Source organism: Tsuneonella rigui, assembly GCF_003958625.1.
Classification (GTDB): Bacteria; Pseudomonadota; Alphaproteobacteria; order Sphingomonadales; family Sphingomonadaceae; genus Tsuneonella; species Tsuneonella rigui.
In genome coordinates this window covers 186,089-210,157 of record NZ_RSEL01000005.1, presented here as the reverse complement: position 1 = coordinate 210,157, position 24,069 = coordinate 186,089, and the positions used below count along the sequence as shown (strand labels likewise).

Here is a 24,069-nt window from a genome sequence, read left to right as displayed (position 1 = left end):
GCGCCTTGCGCGAGATTGCCTACGCCAAGATCAACCTCGCGCTGCATGTCCGGCGGCGGCGTGAGGACGGATATCACGAGCTCGAGACGCTGTTTGCATTCGTCGACGCGGGGGACGTGCTGACGGCGCGGCCGGCCGAGCAAGATGAGTTGACGGTGGTTGGCGAGTTCGCCTCACAACTGACTGATCCGTTTGGCAACATTGCTGGGCGGGCGCTCGCGAAGTTGCCGCGGTCGCAGCGTCTCGCGGTGGCGCTCGAGAAGTACCTGCCGGTCGCTGCCGGGCTCGGTGGCGGTTCGGCCGATGCGGGGGCGGTGTTCCGGATCGTCGACGAGCTTCACGGCCTGCCCGAAGACTGGCGCGACCGCGCAGTAGCGCTTGGCGCGGATGTGCCGGCCTGTGTCGAGAGCCGGATGTGTCTCGGGCACGGCACGGGCACGGATTTGTCGAGCGTCGTCAACGATCTGGGAAGCACTCCTGTGCTGCTCGTGAACCCGCGCGTGCCTCTCGCAACCGGGCCGGTGTTCGCCGGATGGGATGGCGAGGATCGCGGGCCGCTGCCCGTCGGTCCCGCATCGCAGATCGCCGAACGAGGGCGCAACGATCTCGAAGCGCCCGCCATCGCGCTCGCCCCGCAGATTGCCGATGTCCTTTCGACCCTGCGCGACGCTGCGACCCTCGCCCGCATGTCCGGCTCGGGCGCTACCTGCTTTGCGCTCTATGCCGATCCCGAGGCACGAGACGTAGCAGCGCAGCGCATTGCCCGCGATCATCCCGATTGGTGGCAAATGACCGGAAAGCTCCGCCCATGATCGCCGAGTGGCAGCCGTGGCGTCATGTCGGACCGGCGCCGCGCCGGCACGGCATGCTCCTGATCGCCGATCATGCCTCAAACCATGTGCCGGACGACGTCGTGCTGGGCATCGATCCCGGATTGCTCAACGAGCACATCGCGATCGATATCGGCGTGGAGGGCGTCGCCGAACGGATGGCGCGCCGGCATGGCATTCCGGCCCAAATCGCCTGCGTCAGCCGGTTGGTCTGCGACCTCAACCGGGACGAGGACGATCCAGCGGTCGTCCCCGCGGTCAGCGACGGCCACACCATCCCGGGCAACATCGGCGCGGATGTGGAGCGGAGGTTGAGCCGCTTCCATCGCCCCTATCACGCCGCGTTCGCGCACTGGATCGACGAGGTTGAACCTCTTGTGCTCGTCTCGCTGCACAGCTTCACCCCGGCGCTCCGGAGCGCGCCCACCGCGCGGCCTTGGGAGGTCGGCATCCTCTACAACACCGACGACCGCGCTGCCCGCCACGCGATCCCCCTGCTCGGCCAGCGCGGCTTCACCGTCGGCGACAACGAGCCCTATTCGGGCAAAGTGCTCAACGCGACGATGAACCGCCATGCCGAGGCGCGCGGCATTCCCTACCTCGGCATCGAGGTGCGGCAGGACCAGATCGCTACCGAGGCCGGCCAAGCCCGCTGGGCCGCGCTGCTCGCCGAAGTCGCGGGACAGGTGGCACTCATGCTTGAGGCGGCGTAAGGAAAAGCCGCTGGGGCGCCGCGGTGCGCTGGACTAGGCTTCGCGCTCCAGCCAAGGACCCGACCGATGCCCGAACTCCGCTCCCGCACCTCGACCCACGGCCGCAACATGGCCGGCGCGCGCGGGTTGTGGCGCGCGACGGGGATGAAGGACGGCGACTTCGGCAAGCCGATCGTCGCGGTGGTCAACAGCTTCACCCAGTTCGTGCCGGGGCATGTGCACCTCAAGGATCTCGGCCAACTGGTCGCGCGGCAGATCGAGGCGGCGGGCGGGGTCGCCAAGGAATTCAACACCATCGCGGTCGATGATGGCATCGCCATGGGCCACGACGGGATGCTTTACTCGCTCCCGTCGAGAGAGTTGATTGCCGACAGCGTCGAGTACATGGTCAACGCCCACTGCGCCGACGCGATGGTGTGCATCTCCAACTGCGACAAGATCACGCCTGGCATGCTGATGGCGGCGCTGCGGATCAACATCCCGGTGGTGTTTGTCAGCGGCGGCCCGATGGAAGCGGGCAAGGTGGTGGTGAAGGGCAAGGAAGTCGCGCTCGATCTGGTCGATGCGATGGTCGCCGCCGGCGACGAGAAGTTCACCGACGAGGAAGTGGACGCGATCGAGAAGGCGGCCTGTCCGACCTGCGGATCGTGCTCGGGCATGTTCACCGCCAACTCTATGAACTGCCTGACCGAGGCGCTGGGGCTCTCGCTGCCGGGCAATGGCTCGGTTCTCGCTACCCACGCCGATCGGCAGGGCCTGTTCGAGCGCGCCGGCCGCCTCGCGGTCGAGCTGTGCCGCCGCTATTACGGCGAGGGCGACGACAGTGTGCTGCCGCGCTCGATCGCCAGCTTCGAAGCTTTCGAGAACGCGATGAGCCTCGATATCGCCATGGGCGGCTCGACCAACACCGTGCTTCACCTGCTCGCTGCCGCGCACGAAGCGGGGGTGGACTTCACGATGTCCGACATCGACCGGCTCAGCCGCGAGGTGCCGTGCCTGTGCAAGGTCGCCCCGGCCAAGAGCGACGTGCACATGGAAGATGTTCACCGCGCGGGCGGGATCATGGCGATCCTTGGCGAGCTCGACCGGGCGCAGCTGCTTCACACCGCGCTGCCCACGGTCCACTCGCCGACGATGGGCGATGCGCTCGCCGATTGGGACGTGCGGCTCACCAACAGCCCGGCGGTGCAGGACTTCTATCGTGCGGCACCGGGCGGGGTGCCGACGCAGACCGCCTTCAGCCAGGCCAGGCGTTGGGATGAACTCGACACCGACCGGCAGGCTGGGGTGATCCGCGCGAAGGAGCACGCGTTCAGCCAGGACGGCGGATTGGCGGTGCTGCACGGCAATCTCGCCAAGGACGGGTGCATAGTGAAGACCGCGGGGGTCGACGAGAGCATCCTCAGCTTCGGCGGGCCAGCAAAGGTTTACGAAAGCCAGGATGCCGCGGTTGCCGCGATCCTGACCGACCAGGTCGTCAGCGGCGATGTGGTGGTGATCCGCTACGAAGGGCCGCGCGGCGGGCCGGGAATGCAGGAGATGCTCTACCCGACCAGCTACCTCAAATCGAAGGGCCTCGGGGCAGCGTGCGCGTTGATCACCGACGGGCGGTTTTCGGGAGGCACGAGCGGTTTGTCGATCGGGCACGTCAGCCCCGAGGCGGCCGAGGGCGGCACGATCGGGCTGGTCCGCGACGGTGACTGGATCGAGATCGACATCCCGCAGCGCTCGATCACGCTGGTCGTCCCGCAGGAAGAGCTGACGCGCCGCGCCGATGAGCAGGGCGAGCGCGGATGGTTTCCGGAAAAGCCGCGTCAGCGGGCGGTTTCCACCGCGCTCCAGGCTTACGCGGCGATGACTACCAGCGCGGCGCGCGGCGCGGTGCGCGATCTTTCGCGGATAAGGCGCGCCTGATGCAGCGCTGGCCGGCGGTTCCATTGTTGGCGCTGGTCGCGTGCTCGCAGGGCGAGGCGCAGCCGCAAGCCAACGATGGCGCGCAGCGGATCGAGTGCGCGCAGGGTGAGGGCGGCCAGTTCGGCCCCGACTGTCTGGTCGAGAGGGTCGCCGGCGAAGAGGGGCCGGAGTTCGTCGTCCGCCATCCCAACGGTGCATTCCGCCGCTTCCGCATCGCACTCGATCGCAAGAGCATGATCGCGATCGACGGGGCGGACGAGGCGGTAAGCTCCCTCCGCGGCGATCCTCCGATAATGGAAGTGGCCGTCGGGCCTGATCGCTACCGCTTCCCCGCCGATCTCGATGCGCAGCCCTGATCAGGTCCTTACCGCCGTCCAGATGCGCGAGGCAGAGGAGGCGCTGGTCGCGCGCGGAGTCTCGGTTGACGAATTAATGCAGCGCGCCGGCAAGGGCGCCGCAGACTGGATTTGGCGCGTCGCGATGGGCCGCCCGGTGACGGTGCTGTGCGGGCCGGGCAACAATGGCGGGGACGGCTATGTCATTGCGCGGGAGCTCCGCGATCGTGGACTGACGGTTCGCGTTTTCGCCCCGATGGAGCCTGCGACCGATGCGGCACGTGCAGCGCGCGCGGCTTGGCAGGGTGAGATCAGCGCGACCGCGCACGGCGGTATCCTGGTCGATTGCCTGTTCGGCTCAGGCTTGTCGCGCCCGCTGTCGGCTGAGCACGCCGCATTGTTGCAATCACTCGCGGCTGGACATGATTTCGTCGTCGCCGTCGATCTGCCGAGCGGTGTCGCGACCGATGACGGGGCGCTGCTCGGCCCCGTCGTCCCCTGCGATCTCACGCTCGCGCTGGGCGCGTGGAAGCCTGCGCATTTTATGATGCCGGCGCTCGGCCTGATGGGCGAGCGCCGATGCGTCGACATCGGCATCGAGCCAGTGGGTGGCGCGGCGACCGTGTTTCCGCGTCCTAGACTGCCAGTCCCCGCGAGGGACGCGCACAAATATTCGCGTGGGTTGGTTGGTGTCGTCGGCGGCACAATGCCGGGCGCCGCCTTGCTGGCGGCCGAGGCGGCGATGCGGGGCGGGGCGGGATACGTCAAACTGCTGTCCGATAGTGCACCTCCCGCTGCGCCGGCGGCGTTGGTGGTCGACGATGCGCCGCTTGGTGATGCGCTGAAGGACAGGCGCTGGTCGGCGTTGCTCATCGGCCCGGGCCTTGGCCGCGATGGGCATGCACGAAAGCGGCTCGCCGAGGTCCTCGAACGCGGCGTCCCGACCGTGGTTGATGCCGACGCGCTGCACCTGCTCGATGACGATCTGTTGGAGGGTGTCGCAGGCCAGCGATTGCTGCTGACTCCGCATGAGGGTGAACTCTCTGTCCTCTGCCAGACGTTCGGGATCGATGGGACAGGCAAGGTCGACAGGGCACGAGCGCTTGCCGAGCTGACGGGCACGACGGTGCTGGCCAAGGGCCCGGATATCGTCCTCGCGGCTCAGGACGGCCGGTTGGCTTTCTTCGAGCCCGGTCCAAGCTGGCTCGCCACCGCTGGCACTGGCGATGTCTTGGCTGGTCTCGCCGCGAGCCGTTTGGCTACGGGGAGCGATCCCTTCGACGCCGCAGGCGAGGCGGTGTGGCTGCACGCCGAAGCAACGCGGGTGGCGGGCCCGGCGATGACCGCCGGCGATCTTTCACAAGCTATCTCAATAGCGTACGCCCGCTTCCTGTGACCGAAGCTGAGGAAATCATCCGCGTCGCCGCGAAGGGCGATGGCGTGACCGCGAGCGGCCGTCACGTCGCGTTCGCCGCGCCGGGTGACGTCATTCAGTCCGATGGCAGCGTGCAGCCGGGCCCGCAACGCGCCACCCCTCCGTGCCGTCACTTCGGCCGCTGCGGCGGGTGCCAGCTGCAGCATCTCGACGAAGCGGCGTTGGCGGCGTTCGTGCGCGATCGGGCGGTGTTTGCGGCGCGTTCGCAGAGGCTCGAGCCCGAAGTGCTCGCCGACCCGCACCTGTCCCCGCCGCGTTCGCGCCGCCGGACCACGCTGCACGCCGCGAACCAGGACGGCCGCGTGGTGGTCGGTTTTCGCGAGCTGGCCTCGCACCGGATCGTCGACATGCGCGAATGCCACGTGCTGCGGCCCGAATTGTTCGCACTCGTCGAGCCCCTGCGCCGCATGCTCGCGAGTCAGCGGGGGCGGTGGGGCGTCGACATCGACCTGACGCTCGCCGACCAGGGCGTCGATTGCGGGCTGCGCAATTTCTCGATGGACGGACTGGCGGCGACCGAGGCCGCGCTGGCGTTCGCCAACGACAACGGTTTGGCGCGGCTGACAGTCGACATGGGTTACGGCTCAGAAGCCGTATTCGAGCCCGAGCCGGTCACCATCACCTTGGGCGGCACACCGGTTCCACTACCAGTCGGCTCCTTCTTGCAAGCGACCGCGGACGGCGAGCAGGCGCTGGTCGCTGCGGCGCGCGAGTGGCTCGGCCCAGCTACGATGTTGGCCGATTTGTTCTCGGGCCTCGGCACATTTGCGTTCGCACTTGGAGGCCGAGTCGCTGCGTACGAGGCGGCGCGCGATGCCCATCTGGCGTGCCGGCTCGCGGCAAGCAGATCGGGAGGGCCGGTCGAAGCGCATCACCGCGACCTGTTCCGCAACCCGTTGCAGGCCGACGAACTCTCGCGCTTCGATGGCGTGGTGCTCGATCCGCCGCGGGCCGGGGCGCGCGAGCAGGTGGCGCGGATCGCCGAGAGCGCGGTCCCGCGGGTCGTCTACATCAGCTGCAATCCCGCGAGCTGGGCGAAGGATGCTCGCACGCTGGTTGATGCGGGGTTCCATCTCGCCGAACTGCGTCCGGTGGGCCAATTCCGCTGGTCGACTCACGTCGAGCTCGCCAGCCTGTTCGTGCGCTAGCCGCGCAGCATTTGCAGCAAGTGCCGGTCAAGGAACTCGCGCGCCTGCGGTTCGGCCCAGGCGTGCCCGGCGCCTTCGCAGCGTGCGACCCGGGAGTCGGACGCGTCCCAGTTGCTCGCGAAAACTTGCGCGGTCCGATCCGCGCCCGCGAGTAGGATGCGCACCGGCCCGCCGAACGCGGTAAGCCCCGCGGCCATCTCACCCGCCAGCGTAGTCGGCGCCGCCTTGCGCTTGCCGGCCTGCATCAGGCCTTTCGCCAGCTTGCGGAGGTTGACCCCGCCAGTGAGCAATCGCGCCACCTCGCGCGGGTTCTTGAGTTTTTCGGCATAGCGCGCCCGCACCGCCTCGGGCGGCAGTTCGTCGCGGCCCTCCTCGATGGTCCAGGGATTGGACAGCACCAGCGCATCGCAATCCGCGCCCTCAGCCAGCATCAGTGCACTGGCCGCGTCACAATTGCCGAACGCGACCACCCGCTGCATTTGCGGCGCGATCACCTTGAACGCGACGAGCGCGCTGGCGATGTCCTTGGCGCTCTTGCGGAACCCCTTGTTCTCACCATCGCTGTCGCCGATCCCGCGCCGATCGAAGCGGAACACGGGATAGCCGGCCGCGGCAATCCGCGCCGCCAGCGCCGCTTGCCCTGAAAAAGCGCCCGAACGAATTTCGTTACCGCCGCTCACCAGCAATAGGCCGCTGGCGCCGCACGCCATGTCGAGCGTGCCTGCCAGCGTGCTGTCGGCGCACTCGAAGGTGAGGTGAAGACGGTTCACGCGCCGCCCAACTGGATAGCGATCATGGCGGCGAGCGCATCGGCTTGCTCGGGATCCTCGTCCGGCTCGGCACGGAGCCAGAGGCCGGAGCCGCCCACGCTGGCTTGCTCGATATCGATCAGCTGAGTGGCGGGCTCAGCCTCTTCCAGCTCGCGGAACATTTCCGCGCCGATGCGCCATCCGGCAAGCTCGATCCCCTCTCGGCGGGCGCGGGCCTGCAAGTCCTCGGTCCGCTCGGCAGGGCCCGCTTCGCGCGACGCAATGGTGCGCGCGCGCAGCAGAGAGCGCAGAACCTTGGCGCCGCTGGTCGGGGCATAGCGCCACCCGGGGATGCCGTCGGGTGTCAGCAGGACCCCGGCACGAATAGTCAGCACATGCGTGGCCCGGAAATGTTCGGCCGCCGCCCTCGCTGCCTCTCGCCAGCTCTCGAGCGTCTGTTCGGCGAGCGGCGCCGCACTTTCGTTGTTACCAGGCAGATCCGGCAGTACGCTATCGACGTCCGACAAATCGAGCCGGCGCATGACCTCGACGGTCTGACGCCGCAGCTTGTTCGCCTCATCGAACCACGCCGGCAGCACGAGCACGCGCTGCGCACGCCCGCGGTCGAACACGAGCGCCAATTCATCGTGCCGCTCGCCGGTAGTGGCGGGGCACGGCCAGTCGATGAGTTCGAAAGGGGTCACGCCGAAGCGGCTTTGGCCTCGGCGAAGGCGAGCAGGCCGCCGTAGGTTTCGAGCATTTCGCCATCGACATCCTCATCGTCGATGATGATGTCGAGCTGGTCTTCCATCTCGGTCAGGAGACCGGCGACAGCCATGGAGTCAAGCTCGGGCAAGTGACCGAACAGGCCGGTGTCGTTATCGAACCCCGCCACGCGGTCTTCGTCGAGACCAAGGGCGTCGACCAGGATCCGACGCAGCTTGGCGTCGATCTCGGTTCGGCTTGGCCCCAAGTGATGCTGATCAACCGTCATACGGTCCCTCACGCGAAATGCGCGCGGCCCCTAGCGGGCGCTTGGTTTACGCGCAAGTAAACGCTTTGCGAGCGCCGGCCAGGCGCGCGGCTGTTTCGGATCGAGACAATCGATGCGATAGCGCGGGCGGTCCACCTCCATCCAGTCGCGCTTGTAAGCGTCGTTGCCAGTGCCGAAGTCGACGAGGTCCACCCGGTCGACGTCGATCACCCGCTCGAATAACGCGGCACTGAGCGTGGTCCCCGCGGACAACGGCTTCGCGCTCTCGCGGTGCGCGAGCTTGTGGATGTAGGCGGTGCCGTTCTCGACCGTCCAGAATTGGGCTGCGACCGCCTCGCCGTCGGCACGGGCGATGCCCAGGCGGATGCGGCCGGCCGCGCCTTCCGCTTCGGCGAATTTTCGCAGCAGGGCCGGGTCGCCTTCTTCGGGCTTCCAACTCTCGTTGTAGATCGTTTCGTAGGCCGACCATGCCTCCGCATCGAAGTGATCGTGGATTTCGACCGACACCTTTTTCGCCTTGCGTTTCAGTGTCGTGCGCATCTGGCCGGGGCGCGCCGCCCAGTATTCGGCGAAACTGCGGCCTTCGACCGGGAGCACATGGTTGTGATCGCAGGGCTCGGTGCGGACCGCCCAGCCGGCGTCCGCGAAGGCCCGCGCGAGCCGCGTTGCCGAGCCGTCTTCATCGGGCACCGGCCACAGGGTCACGCGGTGACCCCGTTCTCGCAGCTCGCGAGCCGCGGCGGCCAGGAGGCTAGCTCCCGTTCCACCAAGTTGGCGCCAGGTGAACGCATACCAGTTGCGTAGCGGTTCGATCCGGCTCCCGGTATCGGTCAGCGGCAAAGCCACGGTTTCTGCTCCGTCGCTCGCCAGCACGACCAACGGTTCGCTACCGCCGTCGGCAAGCAGCGCGAACCACTCCGGGCGATCGAACGGGCCGCCCGGCGCGCTCGCCACGTCTTGCAAGACGTTAACCGTGCCGTGATAGCTGACCGCGACCAACGCGTTCGTGTCCCTTCGGAGTAACCATGCCTTCAGCGCCCGATTCGCGGCCCCGGCCGCTCGATCACCTCGCCGAACGGGGCGAGGGACGGGCACCGGCGCTGATCCTGCGCGCGGCCACGTTAACCTTCGAGGATTTAAGGAACCGTGTCGGGCGCCTCGCGGCGTGGCTGCTGACCATGGCCGCCAAGGGTGACCGGATCGCAAGCTGGGCGGCGAAGGGCGAGGCCACTTGTCTCCTGCCGCTCGCCTGTGCGCGGGCGGGGCTGGTGCACGTGCCGATCAACCCGCTGCTCAAGCGGATACAGGCAGCGCATATTCTCGCCGATAGCGGATCGGTGCTGCTGATCGGCACGGGGTCGCGGCTGTCGACGCTCGAGGACGGCGATGTGCCGCCGGGCTGCGTGTCGGTGGCGGAGGAGGAGCTGGCGGACGCAATTGCCGGCAGCGAGCCGCTTGGGCCGTCGAACCACGATCCTGAGGAGCTGGCGGCGATCCTCTACACCAGCGGCTCGACCGGCAAACCCAAGGGGGTGATGCTGAGCCATGCTAACATGTGGCTCGGCGCGGTGAGCGTGGCGCACTACCTCGACATGGCGTCGGATGACGTGACGTTGGCCGTTCTGCCGCTGAGCTTCGACTACGGACAGAACCAGCTGCTCTCGACCTGGTATGCGGGCGGGGCAGTGGCGCCGCTTGATTACTTGCTGCCGCGCGACGTCGCGAAGGCGTGCGCGAAGCATGGCGTCACGACGCTGGCCGCGGTGCCGCCGCTGTGGGTTCAACTTACCGAGATCGACTGGCCCGCTGACGCAACTGCCTCGATGCGCCGCCTAACCAACAGCGGCGGCGCGCTGACCGAGGGTCTGGTACGCGACCTGCGGCGCATCTTTCCCGCCGCGCGCCTGTTCCCGATGTACGGCCTGACCGAGGCGTTCCGCTCGACCTACCTCGACCCTTCGCTGGTCGACAGCCATCCAACGTCGATGGGCAAGGGCATCCCGTTCGCCGAAATCCTGGTGGTCGCCGACAATGGCGAAATCGCCGCGGACGGCGAGGAGGGCGAACTGGTCCACGCCGGGCCGTTGGTGGCGCAGGGTTATTGGCAGGACGCCGAGCGGACCGCCGAGCGGTTCAAGCCGGCGCCGGCTGCTTCGGCCTACGGCGGCACCGCGGTGTGGTCGGGCGACCGGGTGCGCCGCGAGGCCGACGGGCTGCTCTATTTCGTTGGCCGGCGCGATGCGATGATCAAGAGCGCGGGCAACCGCATCAGTCCGCAGGAAGTCGAGGATGCGGCGGTGGCCACGGGACTGGTGGCCGAAGCGGTCGCCGTGGGCATTCCCGACCCCAAGCTGGGCCAGGCAGTATGCCTTGCGGTGCGCGGGCCTGATCTAGATGAGGATGCGCTCAAGAAGGCGCTGTCCGCCGCGCTGCCGAACTTCATGCAGCCGCGTCTGATCAGCCGCTACGACGTCATGCCGCGCAATCCTAACGGCAAGCTCGACCGCAACGCCATCGCGCAGGAGTTCGCCGCATGAAGCCGCTCGGTCCCATTCCTGCGGGCTACACCGCGTTGGACGGCGAGCTGGCGATCGGTGGGCGGAAAGTCAGCGACCTCGTCACCGAGGCGGGCGGCACTCCGCTGTTCGTCTATTCGCGCGAACACCTCGATCGCCGGGTGGCCGAGCTGCGAGCGGCAATGCCGGAGCGGCTCGCGATCCACTACGCGGTGAAAGCGAATTCCTGGCGACCGGTGCTCGAGCATATGGCGGGTCTGGTCGACGGCTTTGATATCGCGTCCGGCGGCGAACTGGCGATGGTGATCGCGGCGGGGATCGATCCGGCGCTGGTCAGTTTTGCCGGGCCAGGGAAGCGCGACAGCGAAATCGAAGGCGCGATTGATGCCGGCGCCACGCTCAACTGCGAGAGCGAAAACGAAGTCCGCCGCGCGCTGGCGATTGCAGATCGGCTCGGCAAGACCCCGCGGCTCGCGGTCCGGGTCAATCCCTACTTCGAGTTGCGCGGCTCGGGCATGAAGATGGGCGGCGGTGCCAAGCCGTTCGGCTTGGATGCCGAGCGGGTGCCGGCGCTGGCGCGGGAGATCATTGCCGCCGGCGCCGACTGGCAGGGGCTGCACATCTTCACCGGCAGCCAGGCGCTCGATGCCGAGGCGATTGCGGAGACGCAGGGCAACGTGCTCGCCCTCGCTGACCGTTTGGCGCGGGAGATCGGTAACGGTCCGCTGCCCAAGCTAAACATGGGCGGGGGGCTAGGCATTCCGTACTTTGCGGGGGACACGCCGGTCGACCTCACTAGGGTCGGTGAACAGCTGGCCAAACACCTCGAAACACTGCCCGAAACACTGGTGGACACCGAATTGTGCATCGAATTGGGCCGATATCTGGTCGGCGAAGCGGGGGTTTACCTGTGTTCGGTGGTCGATCGAAAGGAAAGTCACGGCGAAATCTACGTCATAACCGACGGCGGATTGCACCATCAGCTCGCCGCCTCAGGCAATTTCGGCACTGTGGTGCGGCGTAACTACCCGGTCGCGATTGCCTCGCGCTTCGATGCCGCGCCGGAGGAAGAGGCGAACGTCGTGGGCTGTCTGTGCACCCCGCTCGACCGCCTCGCCGACAAGGCGCACCTGCCGCGCGCGGAGGTGGGCGATCTGGTCGCGGTGTTCTGCGCCGGGGCCTACGGCGCAAGCGCTTCGCCGGCGATGTTCCTCGGCCAGGGGCCGGCGCGCGAGCTGCTGGTTTAACCTTTCCGCTAACGCTGTCCCGCGCCGGGACCGGGCTGGTTAAGCGGCTTCAAGCCTAACGGTATGTTCACCAATTTCCGCGAGATAGCGGCCGGATACACGCGTCCAAGCGGTGTGCCGGGTCGCTCCCGGAACATGCACCGCATGGGCCGCTTCAGGCAAGGATGCATCGATGCGCTTTTTCCGTCCCGCCCGAATTCTCGGCTGCATTGCCGCTGCAGCGATGGCGCTCAGCGGATGCACGACGACGGGAAGCGGCGGGCAGCTTCCGCCGGCCTCGTTCGTGGCAATGCAAGAAGGGCCGGGTGAGGACTACGTGATCGGCCCGCTCGACGAGCTGACCGTCAATGTCTGGCGCAACCCGGAGCTGAGCGCGGAGAAAATCCAAGTTCGTCCCGACGGCCGGATCACCACGCCGCTGGTCAACGACATGCCCGCGGTCGGCAAGACCCCGGCGATGCTGTCGGAGGACATCCGCCTCCAGCTGTCGCAGTATATCGAGGATCCGCTGGTCAGCGTGATCGTGACCAACTTCGCGGGCACCTTCAGCCAGCAGGTCCGCGTGATCGGCGCCACCGAGAAGCCGGCGAGCATTCCCTACCGCGCCAACATGACCGTGCTCGACGCGATGATCGCGGTCGGCGGGCTCAGCGAGTTCGCCGCGGGCAACAAGGCCAAGCTGATCCGCTTCGACAAGCAGCTCGGCCGCCAGCGCGAATACGCGCTGCGCCTCGGCGACCTGCTCAAGAAGGGCGAGAGCCGCGCCAACGTCATGCTCCAGCCGGGCGACGTGATCATCATCCCCGAAAGCATGTTCTGAGGGCCCTGACGCAATGAACGAGGTCTTCGAGGAACTGCGCGCGGCGGCGGTATCGGCGTGGCACCGGCGGTGGCTGGTACTGGGCGTTGCCTGGGGCGTGTGCCTGCTCGGCTGGATGGCCGTGGCGATGATCCCCAACAAGTACGAATCGAAGGCGCGCATATTCGTCCAGCTCGACGATGTGCTGTCCGACCAACTCAAGATCGCCAACGGCGGCAAGGGCGAGATCGAGCGTGTTCGCAAGACGCTGGCGGGGGCGGTGAACCTGGAAAAGGTCGTCCGCAGCACCGAGCTTGGCAAGGGCATCGCCAGCCAGCGCCAGATGGAGCGCACGGTCGCCGGCCTCGCCGAAAGCGTGAAGGTCGAAAGCCAGGAAGACAACCTGTTCACGATCACCGCGCTGGTCGGCAAGTCGAGCCTGTCGGACGCCGAGAACGCCAAACTGGCGCAAGACGTGGTCCAGAAGCTGATCGATATCTTCCGCGAGGAGAACATCGCCGGCAACCGCGGCGAAGTGGCCGAAACGGTGGTGTTCCTCGACCAGCAGCTCGAGCAACGCAAAACCGAACTCGAAGCGGCCGAGCAGAAACTCTCCGCCTTCGAGGCTGCGCACCCTGATCTCGTCGGCGGCAGCACTGCTATCGCGGGCCGGCTGTCGGCGACCCGGCAGGAAGTCCGCGGGGTCGACGCCGACCTGGCGGCTGCGCAAAGCGCGCTCGCCGCGATCAACGGCCAGCTCGCCGGTACTCCGCGCACGCTGTCGAGCGGGGGCGGCGATGGAACCGCGCTCGGCCAGGCGCAGGCGCAGCTCGCGGGCATGCAGGCGCGCGGGCTGACCGACGCGCACCCTGATGTCGCTGCGCTCAAGCGGCAAATCGCGCTGTTGCAGCGCTCGGGCGGCGGCGCCGCGGGCGGCATGCCGAACCCGGCCTACACCTCCCTAGTCTCGATCAAGGCCGAGCGTGAGGCCAACGTGCAGGCGCTGATGGCGCGCAAGGCCGCGCTGCAGTCAGACGTCAGCGGCGCGATGGCCGACCAGGCGACCGAACCTGCGGTTTCCGCCGAGGCCAACCGCATCAGCCGCGACTATGAAGTGCTCAAGAAGAAGTATGACGAGCTCCTCCAGAACCGCGAGGAGATGCGCCTGCGCGGGCAGGTCGAGAGCGAACGGTCGAGCTTCAAATTCGATGTGGTCGATCCCCCGTCGACCCCGCGCAATCCCGCTTCGCCCAATCGCCCGCTGCTGCTGTTCGGCGTGCTCATCCTCGGCCTCGGCGCAGGCGTCGGCGCCGCCTTCGGTATCACCCAGTTGCGCTCGACCTTCGCCACCGCATCAGGTCTCGAGCGTGCGCTCGACCTGCCGGTGCTCGGCGCGATCTCGGAGAGCCTGACCGACACGGCCAAGGCGCTGCGCAAGAAGCGGATGAAGATGTTCTACGCCGGCAGCGCGTCGCTCGCCGGCCTGTTCGTGGTGCTGCTCACCATCGAGTTCGTCCAGCGGGGGATGGTGGCATGACCGAGCACAGCAAGATCCCGCTTCCGGGCGAGGGCGAGGGCGCCGAGGAGCGGTCGCTGTTCGAGCGCGCCAGCGGCACCTTCGGACTGGACTCCTTCCGCGCGGCCCCGGTGCCGACCCACCTGGTCCCGCCGGCGGCGAAGCGCGTGCGTCCGGCACCGGAACCGGTTGTCGCACCCACTCCCGCGCAGGAAGCCCGACCTAGCGCAATGCCCGAGGCTACGGTTGCCGAGCCGCCCTTAGTCGCTCCTGTGGAACACGCGGTCCAATTCGCAGGCGCGCGTCATGAGATCGATCGCGACCGCCTGCGCGAACGCGGGATGATCGTCCCCGAAGCCGGCGCGACCGCGCTGCTCGAGGAATTTCGCATCATCAAGCGGCAGGTGATCGCCTCGGCCGAGGCGGCCGGCGACGCCGCCGCGCGCCGCGTACTCATCTGTTCGCCGCTTCCGGGCGACGGAAAGACCTTCTGTGCCACCAACCTCGCGATCGCGATGGCGGGGGAGCGCGACGGCGAGGTGGTGCTGGTCGATGCCGATTTCGCCAAGCCATCGATCCTCTCGACGCTCGGCCTGCCCAAGGCGCCCGGTCTGATGGACGCGCTCGCCGATCCCTCGCTCAAGGTCGAGGACCTGGTCATGGCGACCGACATTCCCGGCCTGTTCGTGCTGCCCGCGGGCAACGCCACCAACGCCGACAGCGAGTGGCTCGCCAGCGCACGCACCACCGAAGTGCTCGACCGCCTGACGCGCGGCGCGCCCAAGCGAATGGTCGTATTTGACAGCCCGCCCGCGCTCGCCGCGTCGCCGGCCGCCGATCTGGCGCGCCACGTGGGCCAAGCCGTGCTGGTCGCGCGCGCCGACAAGACCGGGCGCAATGCTCTTGAAGATGCCGTGCAGCTGCTCGGCGCCTGTCCCGACATCAAGCTGCTGCTCAACGCGACGCACTTCAGCCCGAGCGGGCGGCGCTTCGGGACCTACTATGGGTACGAGGGGTAAGCCCATGACCAAGTGGACATACCGTCTGGCGATGGGGGTCGCCGCGATGGCGATCGCCGCGCCCGCCGCCGCGAAGGAGCCCGAAGGCCAGCAGACGCGCCAAGTGCGCGTCGCGCCGTACATCGAGGCCAATCAGGTGCTGAGCGCCGAGCTTTCGCCCAACAGCGACAGCGTGACCTACACCCAGGTTGCCGCCGGCGCCGATGTGAGCGTGCAAGGTCGCAACAACGGCGTTGCAGCCTCGGTCCGGGTCGAACGGACCTTCGGCTACGACAACGGGGTCGCGGACAGCACCACCGTTTCAGGCGTCGCGCGCGGCTATGCGAGCGTGGTGCCACATGCACTGTCGGTTGAGGCCGGAGCACTCGCCACGCGCACCCGCGTCGATGCCAATGGCGGCGCGACGGTCGGCACCGGACGGGGCGGGGCCAACGAGAGCCGGCTCTATTCCGCCTATGCCGGGCCCAATCTGCACACGCGGACCGGGGACGCCGAAATCAATGCCAACTACCGCGTCGGCTACACCCGCGCCGAAGCGCCCGACGCCATCGCCGCCACACCCGGCGGGCCGGCAGTCGATGTGTTCGACGATAGCCTGGCGCAGAGCGCCAACGTGCACGTCGGAACGCGTGCCGGCGAGGTCCTGCCGGTTGGTGTCGGCGTCGGCGGCGGTTTCTATCAGGAAGACGTGTCCAACCTCGACCAGCGGGTAAGGGACATGCACGTTCGCGCCGACGTCAGCGTACCGCTCACGCCGGGTCTCGCCGCAGTTGGCGGGGTCGGTTATGAGGATGTCGAGATCTCCAGCCGCGATGCCGTGCGCACCGCGGGCGGGGTTCCGGTCATCGGCGCCGATGGCCGCTTCGTCACCGACAAGAGCGCGCCGCGCCAACTCGCCTACGATACCGACGGACTGATCTGGGATGTCGGCGTGATGTGGCGCCCGAGCACGCGCACTTCGGCCGAGGCGCACATTGGCAAGCGCTACGATTCGACGACCTACTACGGCAGCTTCGCCTGGGCGCCGAGCAGCCGCAGTTCGGTCAACCTGTCGGTGTACGACGGGATCACCGGGTTCGGCGGGCAGCTCACCAACGCGCTCGCCGCGCTGCCGACCGACTTCGTCGCCAACCGCAACGCAATCACCGGCGATGTCACCGGTTGCGTCGCCAGCCTGCAGGGCAACAACTGCCTCGTTGGCGTGCTCGGCTCGATCCGCTCGGCGGTGTTCCGTGGCCGCGGGATCAATGCAAGCTACGCTCGCCAGATCGGCCGCATGAGCGCCGGCATCGGCGCGGGCTACGACCGCCGCAAGTTCATCGCGGCTCCCGGAACGGTGCTCGCTGCCGCGAACGGCGTGGTGGACGAGAGCTATTGGCTCGCCGCCTACCTGTCCGGCCAGATTGACGCGCGTTCGAACTTCAACGTCAACGCTTACGCCAACTGGCTGACGAGCGGCGTTGCGGGGGCGGGCGATGCGACCGTGCTCGGGGCATCGGCTGCCTATCGCCGCTACCTGATCGACGGGCTGTCGGCCAACGCCGCGGTCGGGATCGACCATCTCGACGGATCGGTCGCGGGCCAGAACCTCACCACCGCATCGGCGCTGCTCGGCCTGCGCTACGACTTCCACTGAGGGCCAAGGAAAGACCACTGACGATGTTCGATGATTTCTACGGCCTGGCCGGGCGGCCCTTCCAGCTCACGCCCGATCCGCAATTCTATTTCGAGAGCGCGACGCACCGCAAGGCGCTGAGCTACCTCGGCTACGGACTGGCGCAGGGTGAGGGCTTCATCGTCATCACCGGCGAGGTGGGCGCGGGCAAGTCGACCCTCGTCGCGCACCTGATGCGCAAGATCGATCCCGCGCAGCTGACGGTCGGCCAGATCGTGACCAGCAACCTCGACGGTGCGGAACTGGTGCACGTGGCGGCGCAGGCGTTCGGGCTGGACATCGAAGGGCACGACAAGGCCTCGGCGCTGGGCGCGATCGAGGGCTTTCTTCACGAAGAGGCACGCGCCGGGCGGCGCTGCCTGCTGGTGGTCGACGAATCGCAGAACCTCAGCGTGGAGGCGCTCGAAGAGCTGCGCATGCTGTCGAACTTCCAGCTCGGCGCGCATCCGCTGCTGCAGACGCTGCTGCTGGGCCAGCCCGAGTTCAAGCAGATGCTGGCCGAGCATATTGAGCTCGAGCAGCTCCGCCAGCGCGTGATCGCGGCTCACCACCTCGAGGCGATGGGCGCGAGTGAGATCGAACCTTACATCACCCACCGCCTGCAGTGCGTCGGCTGGGACGGCAATCCGGCTTTCGACCAGCGCGTCTTCGCCGAACTGTTCGACGCCACCACCGGCATTCCGCGCCGGGTGAACCAGATCATGAGCCGGCTCCTGCTGCTGGGCGCGGTCGAGCAGCGCACGCGGATAGATTCCGCGATGCTCGCGTCGGTGCGCAAGGAGATGGAGGGCGACAGCGCGTTTCCCGCCGCCGCGCCGCAGCCGCTGGCGAAAGTCGAGCCCGCGCCGGTTCCGGCGTCACCGCCCGCGGGGGTCGAGGACCTGCTCGCGGACCGCGATGTGCAGATATTCGAATTGCAGCGAGCCGTGGCCGAACTCGCCGAGGCGAAGCCGGCAGCGATGTCTGATGAATGGACCGAGCGACTCAAGGCGATCGAACACCGCCTCGCTGAGCAGGAGGACGCGGTCCGCCACGTGCTGACCATGCTGATCGAATGGTTCGAGAGCGATAAGCCGCGCGCAGCGGCCTGACGAAAGGCGAGCGACCATGACGGTGCTCACCGTCCCACAGCACAGGATCGTCAACGGCCTCTCGGTCGACGTCGAGGACTGGTTTCAGGTCGGCGCGTTCGAGAACGTGATCGCGCGCGATAGCTGGGACAGCTTGCCGCTGCGCGTGAGCGACAACGTCCTGCGCATCCTCGACATGTTTGCCGAGGCCGACGTGAAGGCGACCTTCTTCACCCTGGGCTGGGTGGCGCGCCGCAACGCCGCGCTGATCCGCCGCATTGCCGAAGCGGGTCACGAAGTCGCCAGCCACGGGTGGGATCACGCGCGCGTGTTCACGCTCGACCGCAGGACCTTCGCCGAGGACATCGCCCGCGCGCGCAAGGTGCTGGAAGACGCGAGCGGAGCTCCCGTCACCGGCTACCGCGCGCCGAGCTTCTCGATCGATCAGCGCACCCCGTGGGCCTACATGGAGCTCGCCGAGCAGGGCTATGCCTACAGCTCCTCGGTCGCGCCGGTGGCGCACGATCATTATGGCTGGCGCGAGGCGCCGCGCTTCGCTTTTACGCCGCTCGCCTGGCACGACCTGGTCGAGATCCCGGTGACCACCGCGATCCTCGGCGGACGGCGCGTAGCGGCGGGCGGGGGCGGCTTCTTCCGCGTGCTGCCCTACGGCTTCAGCCGCTGGGCGATCCGCCAGGTCAACCGCACCGAGCGGCGGCCCGCGGTGTTCTATTTCCACCCGTGGGAGGTCGACCCGGAGCAGCCGCGGGTGCCCAACGCCTCGATGCGCTCGAAGCTGCGGCACTACACCAACCTCGACAAGATGGCCGGCAAGCTGACCGAGCTGGTGCATGAGTTCGCTTGGGGCCGGATGGACCTGCTCGCCCACCGCGAGGCCGAGCTTGCGACCAGCCTGGCTGCATGAACGCGCCGTTCTCTCCGGCGCTCGACAGGGTATCTCTGGTCGATCTCAGCGACCGTAACGAGGTTGCCCGCATCGAGAGCTTCGTGGCCGAGCGGGACGCGGCCCCGTTCCATCGCCCCGCCTGGCTGCGCGCGGTAGAGCGGGGCACCGGCCAGCGCGCGCTTGGCCTGATCGCCGAAAAGCGCGGCGCGCTGACGGGCTGGCTGCCGCTGACCGAGGTGCGCTCGCCGCTGTTTCCGGCTGCGCTGGTTTCCAGCGGGTTTGCGGTGGGCGGGGGCATCCTGACCGATAGCGCAACAACTGCTGCCCGGCTTGGCGAGGCGGCAGCCGAGTTGGCCGAGCGCCGGTCCTGCACGTCTGTCGAGCTCCGTGGCGGCGATACGCCGGAGGATTGGCATGTCGTCAGCGGCAAGCACGCCAACTTCGCCGCGCCATTGGCCGACACTGACGAAGCGCAGTTACTGTCCGTTCCGCGCAAGCAGCGAGCGGATCTGCGCAAAGGCCTCGAGCTGCCGTTCGTAGTCAGTCACGGCACCGGCGAGGCCGACCGTGTGGCGCACTATGCGGTTTACGCCGAAAGCGTGCGCAACCTCGGCACACCGGTGTTCCCGCGCGCGCTGTTCGATGCCGTGCTCGATGCGTTTTCCGATGACGCGGACATCGTGACGCTGCACCTCGACGGCGTGCCGATCGCCAGCGTCCTGACGCTCTACCATCGCGGTGTCGCGATGCCTTACTGGGGTGGGGGCACCTTCGCCGCGCGCGCCACGAAGGCGAACGAGCGGCTGTATTACGAGCTCATGTGTCACGCCCGCCGGCGGGGTTGCCACACGTTCGATTTCGGACGCTCGAAGGTCGGTAGCGGTCCGTATGCGTACAAGAAGAACTGGGGCTTCGCGCCCGAGCCGCTGACCTACGCCGCATGGCATGCGCCAGGCCACGCGCCGCGCAACGTCGACCCGACCAGCGAGGCGTACTCGGCGAAGATCGCGCTGTGGAAGCGGCTGCCGCTCACTGTCGCCAACCGCCTCGGACCCCCGATCGCGCGCGGATTGGCATGATGGGCGAGACGCTGTTCATCGCGCACCGGATCCCGTTTCCGCCGGATCGCGGCGACAAGATCCGCTCGCATCACCTGCTGAAGGCGCTTGCCGCGCTCGGGCCGGTCCATGTCGCCACACTCGGTGAGACGGACGGGGATTTCGCAGCAGAGCCGCTCCTGGCGAAGGTTGCAGCCAGCCATTGCCTCGCGCGTCGTCCGGCAAGCCTGGGGAGGGCGGGTTTGCGCGCATTAGTAAGCGGTAAGGCGGTCAGCATGACCGCCTTCGACAGTCCGGATTTGCGCGCGTGGATCGCGCGCACCCTCGCGACCCGGCCGATCGAGACGATCTTCGTGTTCTCCGGGCAGATGTGGCAATATGTTCCCGCTTCCTGGCGCGGGCGTCTTGTTGTCGACTTGTGCGACGTCGATTCGGCCAAGTTCGAGGCTTACGCGACTGAGCGTCGGGGCCCGCGCGGATGGATCGATGCGCGGGAAGGGCGGCTGCTGGCCGCGGAGGAGGCGCGCCTTGCCGAACGCGCGGATGCGACACTGCTGATAACCGAGGCAGAGGCGGCGCTGTTCCGCAGCCGCATCGGCGCTAGTCGGGCCAACATCGTGGCGGTCGGCAACGGGATCGACACGGCGCTCTTCGATCCGCAAGCGGTTGCTCCGCACCCCGCGCTGCAAGACGAGTGCGGTCCGCACATCGTCTTCACGGGGCAGATGGATTATCCCCCCAACATCGCGGCCGCTCAGCGCACGGCGACCGCTCTGATGCCGGCGATCCGTGAGCAGCATCCCGCAGCGCAGCTTCACATCGTCGGGCGCGCGCCCACGGCAGAGGTGCGCGCGTTCGATGGCGTCAACGGCACGAGGGTGTGGGGCGAGGTGCCTGATGTGCGGCCTTTCCTCGCCGCCGCCGACCTGGTCGTTGCGCCGCTCGCCATCGCGCGAGGCGTGCAGAACAAGGTGCTCGAAGCCATGGCGATGGCGCGTCCGGTGTTGTTGACGCCCGAAGCCGCGACCGGCATCGATGCGGTCGATGGACGGGACTACGCCATCGCGGAGAACGACACCGGCTTGATCGAGCACGCGTGCGCGCTTCTGGCAGGTGGGAGTACCGCATTGGCCATGGGCGCGTCGGCCCGTCGATTTGTCGTCGATCACAAGTGTTGGGCTGCTGCCCTCGCACCGCTGGAGGATATCGTCGGGCTCGGGGTGCCGGAGTCGCGCAATGCCGCCTGAGGCCGCCGCGCTCTGGGGCCGGGATGTGGGCGGCGCAGCAAGTCCGTGGCGGGCGTCCCTGACGCGCCTGGTGCTGGCGTGCGCGGCGCTGTTCGCGGTCACATGGCCCGAATGGCGGGAAATGGCCCACCAGTGGTGGGACATCGATACCTACGCTCATATCCTGCTCATTCCGCCGATCCTGGCCTGGCTGGTATGGCTACGGCGCGAAACGCTGGCGAAGCTCGCCCCCGTCGCGTGGTGGCCAGGCTTGGCGGCCACTGCGGCAGGTCTCGGGCTGTGCGCGATCGGCAGGCTCGCCGGGATCAACCTGATCGCGCAGGCCGGCGCGGTGCTTGCGCTCCAGGGAAGTGTGGTGGCTTTGCTCGGCGTTCGCGCTGCACTCGTGCTGGCATTCCCGCTGTTCTACGCGCTGTTCCTGGTACCGTTCGGCGACGAAATCGTCGTGCCGCTGCAGGAGGTGACCGCCCGCATCGCAATCGCCCTAACGCATGTCAGCGGGGTGCCGGCCGAGCTCCACGGGCTGTTCATCGATACCCCCGCGGGCCGCTTCGTGGTCGCGGAGGAATGCTCGGGCGTGAAGTTCCTGATCGCGATGATCGCGCTCGGGACCTTGGTCGCTTGGACGTCGTTCGCCAACTGGAAGCGGCGCATTGTGTTCGTGATCGCCGCCGCGGTGACCTCGATCCTCGCGAACGGGGTGCGCGCATGGGGCACTATCTTCGTCGCGCAATACGTCGGCGCGGAGCGCGCCGGGGGCTTCGATCACATCGTCTATGGCTGGGTGTTCTTCGCGGTCGTCATCGCGGCGGTGCTGGGGGTTGCTTGGCGTTACTTCGAGCGCGAGCCCGCCGACGCCGGGCTCTCAGCCGGCGAAGCCGACGCAATCGCCAGCCGCATCGCGCCGCGCGCCATCGCGCCGGATTGGGCAATGGCCGGGATCGTCGGGGCCGCAATCGCCTTTGCCGCCTTGTTCCAGCTAGGCTAGGCCGCGCGCCTATGTGCGGGATTGCGGGGATCTTTCATTGCGGCACGCCCAAGCCAGTCGATCCCGCGCGGGTCAGCCGGATGTGCGATGCGATCGCGCATCGGGGGCCGGACGGGGAAGGCGTGTGGACAGCGCCCGGAGTGGGGCTCGGCCATCGCCGGCTGTCGATCATCGACCTTGCTGGATCGCCGCAACCCATGCCCTCGTTCGACGAGCGAGCGATGCTCGTCTACAACGGCGAAATCTACAATTACAGGGAGTTGCGGCGCGAACTTGAGACGCTGGGCGCGCGCTTCCGCACGCAAGGCGACAGCGAGGTCATCCTGGCCGCGTGGCAGCAGTGGGGGCCCGCGTGCCTGAGCCGATTCAACGGCATGTTCGCCTTCGCAATCTACGACCTCAATCGGCGCGAGTTGTTTCTCGCACGCGACCGGCTCGGGGTGAAGCCGCTCTTCACCGCGCTGCTGAGCGATGGCAGCCTGGCGTTTGCGTCCGAGCTCAAGGCGCTGCTCGCCCACCCGCTGCTACGGCGCGAAATCGATCCGCTGGCGGTCGAGGATTACCTGACGTGGGGCTACGTGCCCGATCACCGCTCGATCCTGTCGGGTGTCGAGAAGCTGCCCGCGGGCCACTACCGCCTGCTCAAGCATGATGCGCCGCCGGCCGCTCCGGTGCGCTGGTGGGACATCTCGTTTGCCGAGCGGCGGCGCGACAGGTCTGAGGATCTCGAAGCCGAGCTGCTTTTTCGCCTCCGCGAGGCGGTGTCGAGCCGGATGGTCGCCGACGTGCCGCTCGGCGCGTTCCTGTCGGGCGGCGTCGATAGCTCCAGCGTCGTCGCGCTGATGGCGGAAGCCTCACGCGAGCCGGTGCGCACCTGCTCGATCGGATTCGACGAGGCGGGCCTCGATGAAACCTCGTACGCTCGACAGGTCGCCGCACGGTTCGCGACCGACCACCGCGAGCGGATCGTCTCGGCCCACGATTTCGGCGAAATCGACCGGCTCGCGGCGATGTTCGACGAGCCGTTCGCCGACGCCTCCGCACTGCCGACCTGGCGGGTGTGCCAGCTCGCGCGCGAGACGGTCACGGTGGCGTTGTCGGGCGATGGAGCGGACGAGGCGTTCGCCGGTTACCGGCGCCAGGGGTTCCATGCCGCCGAAGAACGCGCCCGCTCGTTGATGCCGCACGGACTGCGCGCGCCGGTCTTCGGCGCACTCGGAAAACTCTGGCCCAAGGCCGACTGGGCACCGCGTGCGCTCAGGGCCAAGACCACTTTTCAGTCACTCGCCGCTTCGGGTGAGGAGGGATACGCTCGCGCACTCGCCGTGACCGCGCCGGAAATCCGCGCAAGCCTCTACAGCGACGCGTTTCGGGGAGAGCTGGGTGACTATCGTGCCGAGCAACCTCTTACCGCGCTGATGCGCGGCGCGCCCGCGCGCTCGGGCCTCGACCGCGCCCAGTATGCCGATCTTATGTTCTGGTTGCCGGGCGATATTCTCACCAAGGTCGATCGCACCAGCATGGCGGTGAGCCTGGAGGCGCGCGAGCCGTTGCTCGACCACCGGCTGATCGAGTTCGCCGCCACACTCCCCGAGAACCTGCGCATCCGCCGCGGGCAGGGCAAGTGGCTGCTCAAGCACGCGATGGAGCGGTACCTACCTAACGAGGTGCTCTACCGTCCGAAGCAGGGCTTCGTGACACCGATCGCGCAGTGGCTGCGCGGGCCCTTGGCGAGCGAGGCACGCGCGATCGGGCGCGGCGCCGCGCTCGCTCGTACGGGATGGTTCGACAGCGGCCGGATTTCCGCGCTCGCGGAAGCGCATATCTCCGGCCGCAGCGATCACTCGCGGCTGCTGTGGCAGCTGCTCATGCTGGACAAATCGCTGACGCGGCTGGGCGCCGCTTAGGC

22 protein-coding genes are annotated in these 24,069 nt (G+C 68.0%); 18 read left to right on the top strand and 4 right to left on the bottom strand.

Features of this window, described 5'->3' with window-relative positions; translation table 11 throughout:
* The first annotated feature begins 5 nt into the window (after window positions 1-5).
* From ELY12_RS01740 to ELY12_RS01715, 6 genes are all read left to right on the top strand, one after another.
* Window positions 6-812, top strand: a complete 807-nt coding sequence (locus ELY12_RS01740) for a 4-(cytidine 5'-diphospho)-2-C-methyl-D-erythritol kinase (RefSeq protein WP_126174978.1) — start codon at window positions 6-8, stop codon at window positions 810-812.
* Window positions 809-1,543 carry an N-formylglutamate amidohydrolase gene (locus ELY12_RS01735; RefSeq protein WP_126174977.1) on the top strand — a complete coding sequence of 245 codons (735 nt, stop codon included), beginning with the start codon at window positions 809-811 and terminating at the stop codon, window positions 1,541-1,543. The genes ELY12_RS01740 and ELY12_RS01735 overlap by 4 nt, the downstream gene beginning before the upstream one ends.
* A 66-nt stretch (window positions 1,544-1,609) precedes the next feature.
* The gene (ilvD, locus tag ELY12_RS01730; RefSeq protein WP_126174976.1) at window positions 1,610-3,457 is read left to right on the top strand and encodes a dihydroxy-acid dehydratase; all 1,848 of its coding nucleotides are present in this window, start codon (window positions 1,610-1,612) and stop codon (window positions 3,455-3,457) included.
* On the top strand, window positions 3,457-3,813 hold the full coding sequence (locus ELY12_RS01725; RefSeq protein WP_126174975.1) for a hypothetical protein: 357 nt from the start codon (window positions 3,457-3,459) through the stop codon (window positions 3,811-3,813). The genes ilvD and ELY12_RS01725 overlap by 1 nt, the downstream gene beginning before the upstream one ends.
* A complete protein-coding gene (locus tag ELY12_RS01720; RefSeq protein WP_126174974.1) occupies window positions 3,800-5,188 on the top strand; it encodes an NAD(P)H-hydrate dehydratase in 1,389 nt (462 codons plus the stop codon). The genes ELY12_RS01725 and ELY12_RS01720 overlap by 14 nt, the downstream gene beginning before the upstream one ends.
* Entirely contained in the window at window positions 5,185-6,375 is a 1,191-nt protein-coding gene (locus ELY12_RS01715; RefSeq protein WP_126174973.1) for a class I SAM-dependent RNA methyltransferase, read from the top strand. The genes ELY12_RS01720 and ELY12_RS01715 overlap by 4 nt, the downstream gene beginning before the upstream one ends.
* On the opposite strand, the gene ELY12_RS01710 is transcribed toward ELY12_RS01715, so the two are convergent.
* The 4 genes from ELY12_RS01710 to ELY12_RS01695 form a co-directional block, all read right to left on the bottom strand.
* Entirely contained in the window at window positions 6,372-7,145 is a 774-nt protein-coding gene (locus ELY12_RS01710) for a hydrolase 1, exosortase A system-associated (protein ID WP_126174972.1), read from the bottom strand. The genes ELY12_RS01715 and ELY12_RS01710 overlap by 4 nt on opposite strands.
* Window positions 7,142-7,756, bottom strand: a complete 615-nt coding sequence (locus tag ELY12_RS01705) for an alpha/beta hydrolase family protein (RefSeq protein WP_420907043.1) — start codon at window positions 7,754-7,756, stop codon at window positions 7,142-7,144. Before ELY12_RS01705 ends, ELY12_RS01710 begins: the two co-directional genes overlap by 4 nt.
* 68 nt (window positions 7,757-7,824) lie before the next feature.
* Window positions 7,825-8,118 carry a phosphopantetheine-binding protein gene (locus ELY12_RS01700; RefSeq protein WP_126174971.1) on the bottom strand — a complete coding sequence of 98 codons (294 nt, stop codon included), beginning with the start codon at window positions 8,116-8,118 and terminating at the stop codon, window positions 7,825-7,827.
* Window positions 8,119-8,148: 30 nt separating this feature from the next.
* Window positions 8,149-8,991, bottom strand: a complete 843-nt coding sequence (locus tag ELY12_RS01695; protein ID WP_338142042.1) for a GNAT family N-acetyltransferase — start codon at window positions 8,989-8,991, stop codon at window positions 8,149-8,151.
* 152 nt (window positions 8,992-9,143) lie between these two features.
* Here ELY12_RS01695 and ELY12_RS01690 point away from each other — a divergent pair, with 152 nt between their 5' ends.
* The 12 genes from ELY12_RS01690 (at window position 9,144) to ELY12_RS01635 (ending at window position 24,067) form a co-directional block, all read left to right on the top strand.
* Window positions 9,144-10,655, top strand: a complete 1,512-nt coding sequence (locus ELY12_RS01690; protein ID WP_126174969.1) for an acyl-CoA ligase (AMP-forming), exosortase A system-associated — start codon at window positions 9,144-9,146, stop codon at window positions 10,653-10,655.
* Complete coding sequence (locus ELY12_RS01685) at window positions 10,652-11,881, top strand: pyridoxal-dependent decarboxylase, exosortase A system-associated (RefSeq protein ID WP_126174968.1); 1,230 nt, start codon at window positions 10,652-10,654, stop codon at window positions 11,879-11,881. The genes ELY12_RS01690 and ELY12_RS01685 overlap by 4 nt, the downstream gene beginning before the upstream one ends.
* A gap of 172 nt (window positions 11,882-12,053) precedes the next feature.
* A complete protein-coding gene (locus tag ELY12_RS01680) occupies window positions 12,054-12,701 on the top strand; it encodes an XrtA/PEP-CTERM system exopolysaccharide export protein (RefSeq protein ID WP_126174967.1) in 648 nt (215 codons plus the stop codon).
* Window positions 12,702-12,714: 13 nt separating this feature from the next.
* Window positions 12,715-14,217, top strand: coding sequence for an XrtA system polysaccharide chain length determinant (locus ELY12_RS01675; RefSeq protein ID WP_126174966.1), 1,503 nt, complete (start codon window positions 12,715-12,717; stop codon window positions 14,215-14,217).
* Window positions 14,214-15,215, top strand: a complete 1,002-nt coding sequence (locus ELY12_RS01670) for a capsular biosynthesis protein (protein WP_126174965.1) — start codon at window positions 14,214-14,216, stop codon at window positions 15,213-15,215. Before ELY12_RS01675 ends, ELY12_RS01670 begins: the two co-directional genes overlap by 4 nt.
* Before the next feature lie 4 nt (window positions 15,216-15,219).
* A complete protein-coding gene (locus tag ELY12_RS01665) occupies window positions 15,220-16,851 on the top strand; it encodes a preprotein translocase subunit YajC (protein ID WP_241229676.1) in 1,632 nt (543 codons plus the stop codon).
* Window positions 16,852-16,874: 23 nt separating this feature from the next.
* On the top strand, window positions 16,875-17,981 hold the full coding sequence (locus tag ELY12_RS01660) for an XrtA/PEP-CTERM system-associated ATPase (protein ID WP_126174964.1): 1,107 nt from the start codon (window positions 16,875-16,877) through the stop codon (window positions 17,979-17,981).
* Window positions 17,982-17,997: 16 nt separating this feature from the next.
* Window positions 17,998-18,885, top strand: coding sequence for an XrtA system polysaccharide deacetylase (locus tag ELY12_RS01655; RefSeq protein WP_126174963.1), 888 nt, complete (start codon window positions 17,998-18,000; stop codon window positions 18,883-18,885).
* A complete protein-coding gene (locus ELY12_RS01650) occupies window positions 18,882-19,946 on the top strand; it encodes a FemAB family XrtA/PEP-CTERM system-associated protein (protein WP_126174962.1) in 1,065 nt (354 codons plus the stop codon). The genes ELY12_RS01655 and ELY12_RS01650 overlap by 4 nt, the downstream gene beginning before the upstream one ends.
* A complete protein-coding gene (locus tag ELY12_RS01645; protein ID WP_338142039.1) occupies window positions 19,943-21,172 on the top strand; it encodes a TIGR03087 family PEP-CTERM/XrtA system glycosyltransferase in 1,230 nt (409 codons plus the stop codon). Before ELY12_RS01650 ends, ELY12_RS01645 begins: the two co-directional genes overlap by 4 nt.
* Complete coding sequence (xrtA, locus tag ELY12_RS01640) at window positions 21,162-22,160, top strand: exosortase A (protein ID WP_126174961.1); 999 nt, start codon at window positions 21,162-21,164, stop codon at window positions 22,158-22,160. Before ELY12_RS01645 ends, xrtA begins: the two co-directional genes overlap by 11 nt.
* Before the next feature lie 11 nt (window positions 22,161-22,171).
* Window positions 22,172-24,067 carry an XrtA/PEP-CTERM system amidotransferase gene (locus tag ELY12_RS01635; protein ID WP_126174960.1) on the top strand — a complete coding sequence of 632 codons (1,896 nt, stop codon included), beginning with the start codon at window positions 22,172-22,174 and terminating at the stop codon, window positions 24,065-24,067.
* Window positions 24,068-24,069: the final 2 nt, after the last annotated feature.

What these genes read in the sequence shown, in the direction of transcription:
- ELY12_RS01735 (WP_126174977.1), top strand. Translation starts at nt 809, where the DNA reads ATGATCGCCGAGTGGCAGCCGTGGCGTCATGTCGGACCGGCGCCGCGC.
- ilvD (WP_126174976.1), top strand. Translation starts at nt 1,610, where the DNA reads ATGCCCGAACTCCGCTCCCGCACCTCGACCCACGGCCGCAACATGGCC.
- ELY12_RS01725 (WP_126174975.1), top strand. Translation starts at nt 3,457, where the DNA reads ATGCAGCGCTGGCCGGCGGTTCCATTGTTGGCGCTGGTCGCGTGCTCG.
- ELY12_RS01720 (WP_126174974.1), top strand. Translation starts at nt 3,800, where the DNA reads ATGCGCAGCCCTGATCAGGTCCTTACCGCCGTCCAGATGCGCGAGGCA.
- ELY12_RS01700 (WP_126174971.1), bottom strand. Translation starts at nt 8,118, where the DNA reads ATGACGGTTGATCAGCATCACTTGGGGCCAAGCCGAACCGAGATCGAC.
- ELY12_RS01690 (WP_126174969.1), top strand. Translation starts at nt 9,144, where the DNA reads ATGCCTTCAGCGCCCGATTCGCGGCCCCGGCCGCTCGATCACCTCGCC.
- ELY12_RS01685 (WP_126174968.1), top strand. Translation starts at nt 10,652, where the DNA reads ATGAAGCCGCTCGGTCCCATTCCTGCGGGCTACACCGCGTTGGACGGC.
- ELY12_RS01680 (WP_126174967.1), top strand. Translation starts at nt 12,054, where the DNA reads ATGCGCTTTTTCCGTCCCGCCCGAATTCTCGGCTGCATTGCCGCTGCA.
- ELY12_RS01675 (WP_126174966.1), top strand. Translation starts at nt 12,715, where the DNA reads ATGAACGAGGTCTTCGAGGAACTGCGCGCGGCGGCGGTATCGGCGTGG.
- ELY12_RS01670 (WP_126174965.1), top strand. Translation starts at nt 14,214, where the DNA reads ATGACCGAGCACAGCAAGATCCCGCTTCCGGGCGAGGGCGAGGGCGCC.
- ELY12_RS01665 (WP_241229676.1), top strand. Translation starts at nt 15,220, where the DNA reads ATGACCAAGTGGACATACCGTCTGGCGATGGGGGTCGCCGCGATGGCG.
- ELY12_RS01660 (WP_126174964.1), top strand. Translation starts at nt 16,875, where the DNA reads ATGTTCGATGATTTCTACGGCCTGGCCGGGCGGCCCTTCCAGCTCACG.
- ELY12_RS01655 (WP_126174963.1), top strand. Translation starts at nt 17,998, where the DNA reads ATGACGGTGCTCACCGTCCCACAGCACAGGATCGTCAACGGCCTCTCG.
- ELY12_RS01650 (WP_126174962.1), top strand. Translation starts at nt 18,882, where the DNA reads ATGAACGCGCCGTTCTCTCCGGCGCTCGACAGGGTATCTCTGGTCGAT.
- ELY12_RS01645 (WP_338142039.1), top strand. Translation starts at nt 19,943, where the DNA reads ATGATGGGCGAGACGCTGTTCATCGCGCACCGGATCCCGTTTCCGCCG.
- xrtA (WP_126174961.1), top strand. Translation starts at nt 21,162, where the DNA reads ATGCCGCCTGAGGCCGCCGCGCTCTGGGGCCGGGATGTGGGCGGCGCA.
- ELY12_RS01635 (WP_126174960.1), top strand. Translation starts at nt 22,172, where the DNA reads ATGTGCGGGATTGCGGGGATCTTTCATTGCGGCACGCCCAAGCCAGTC.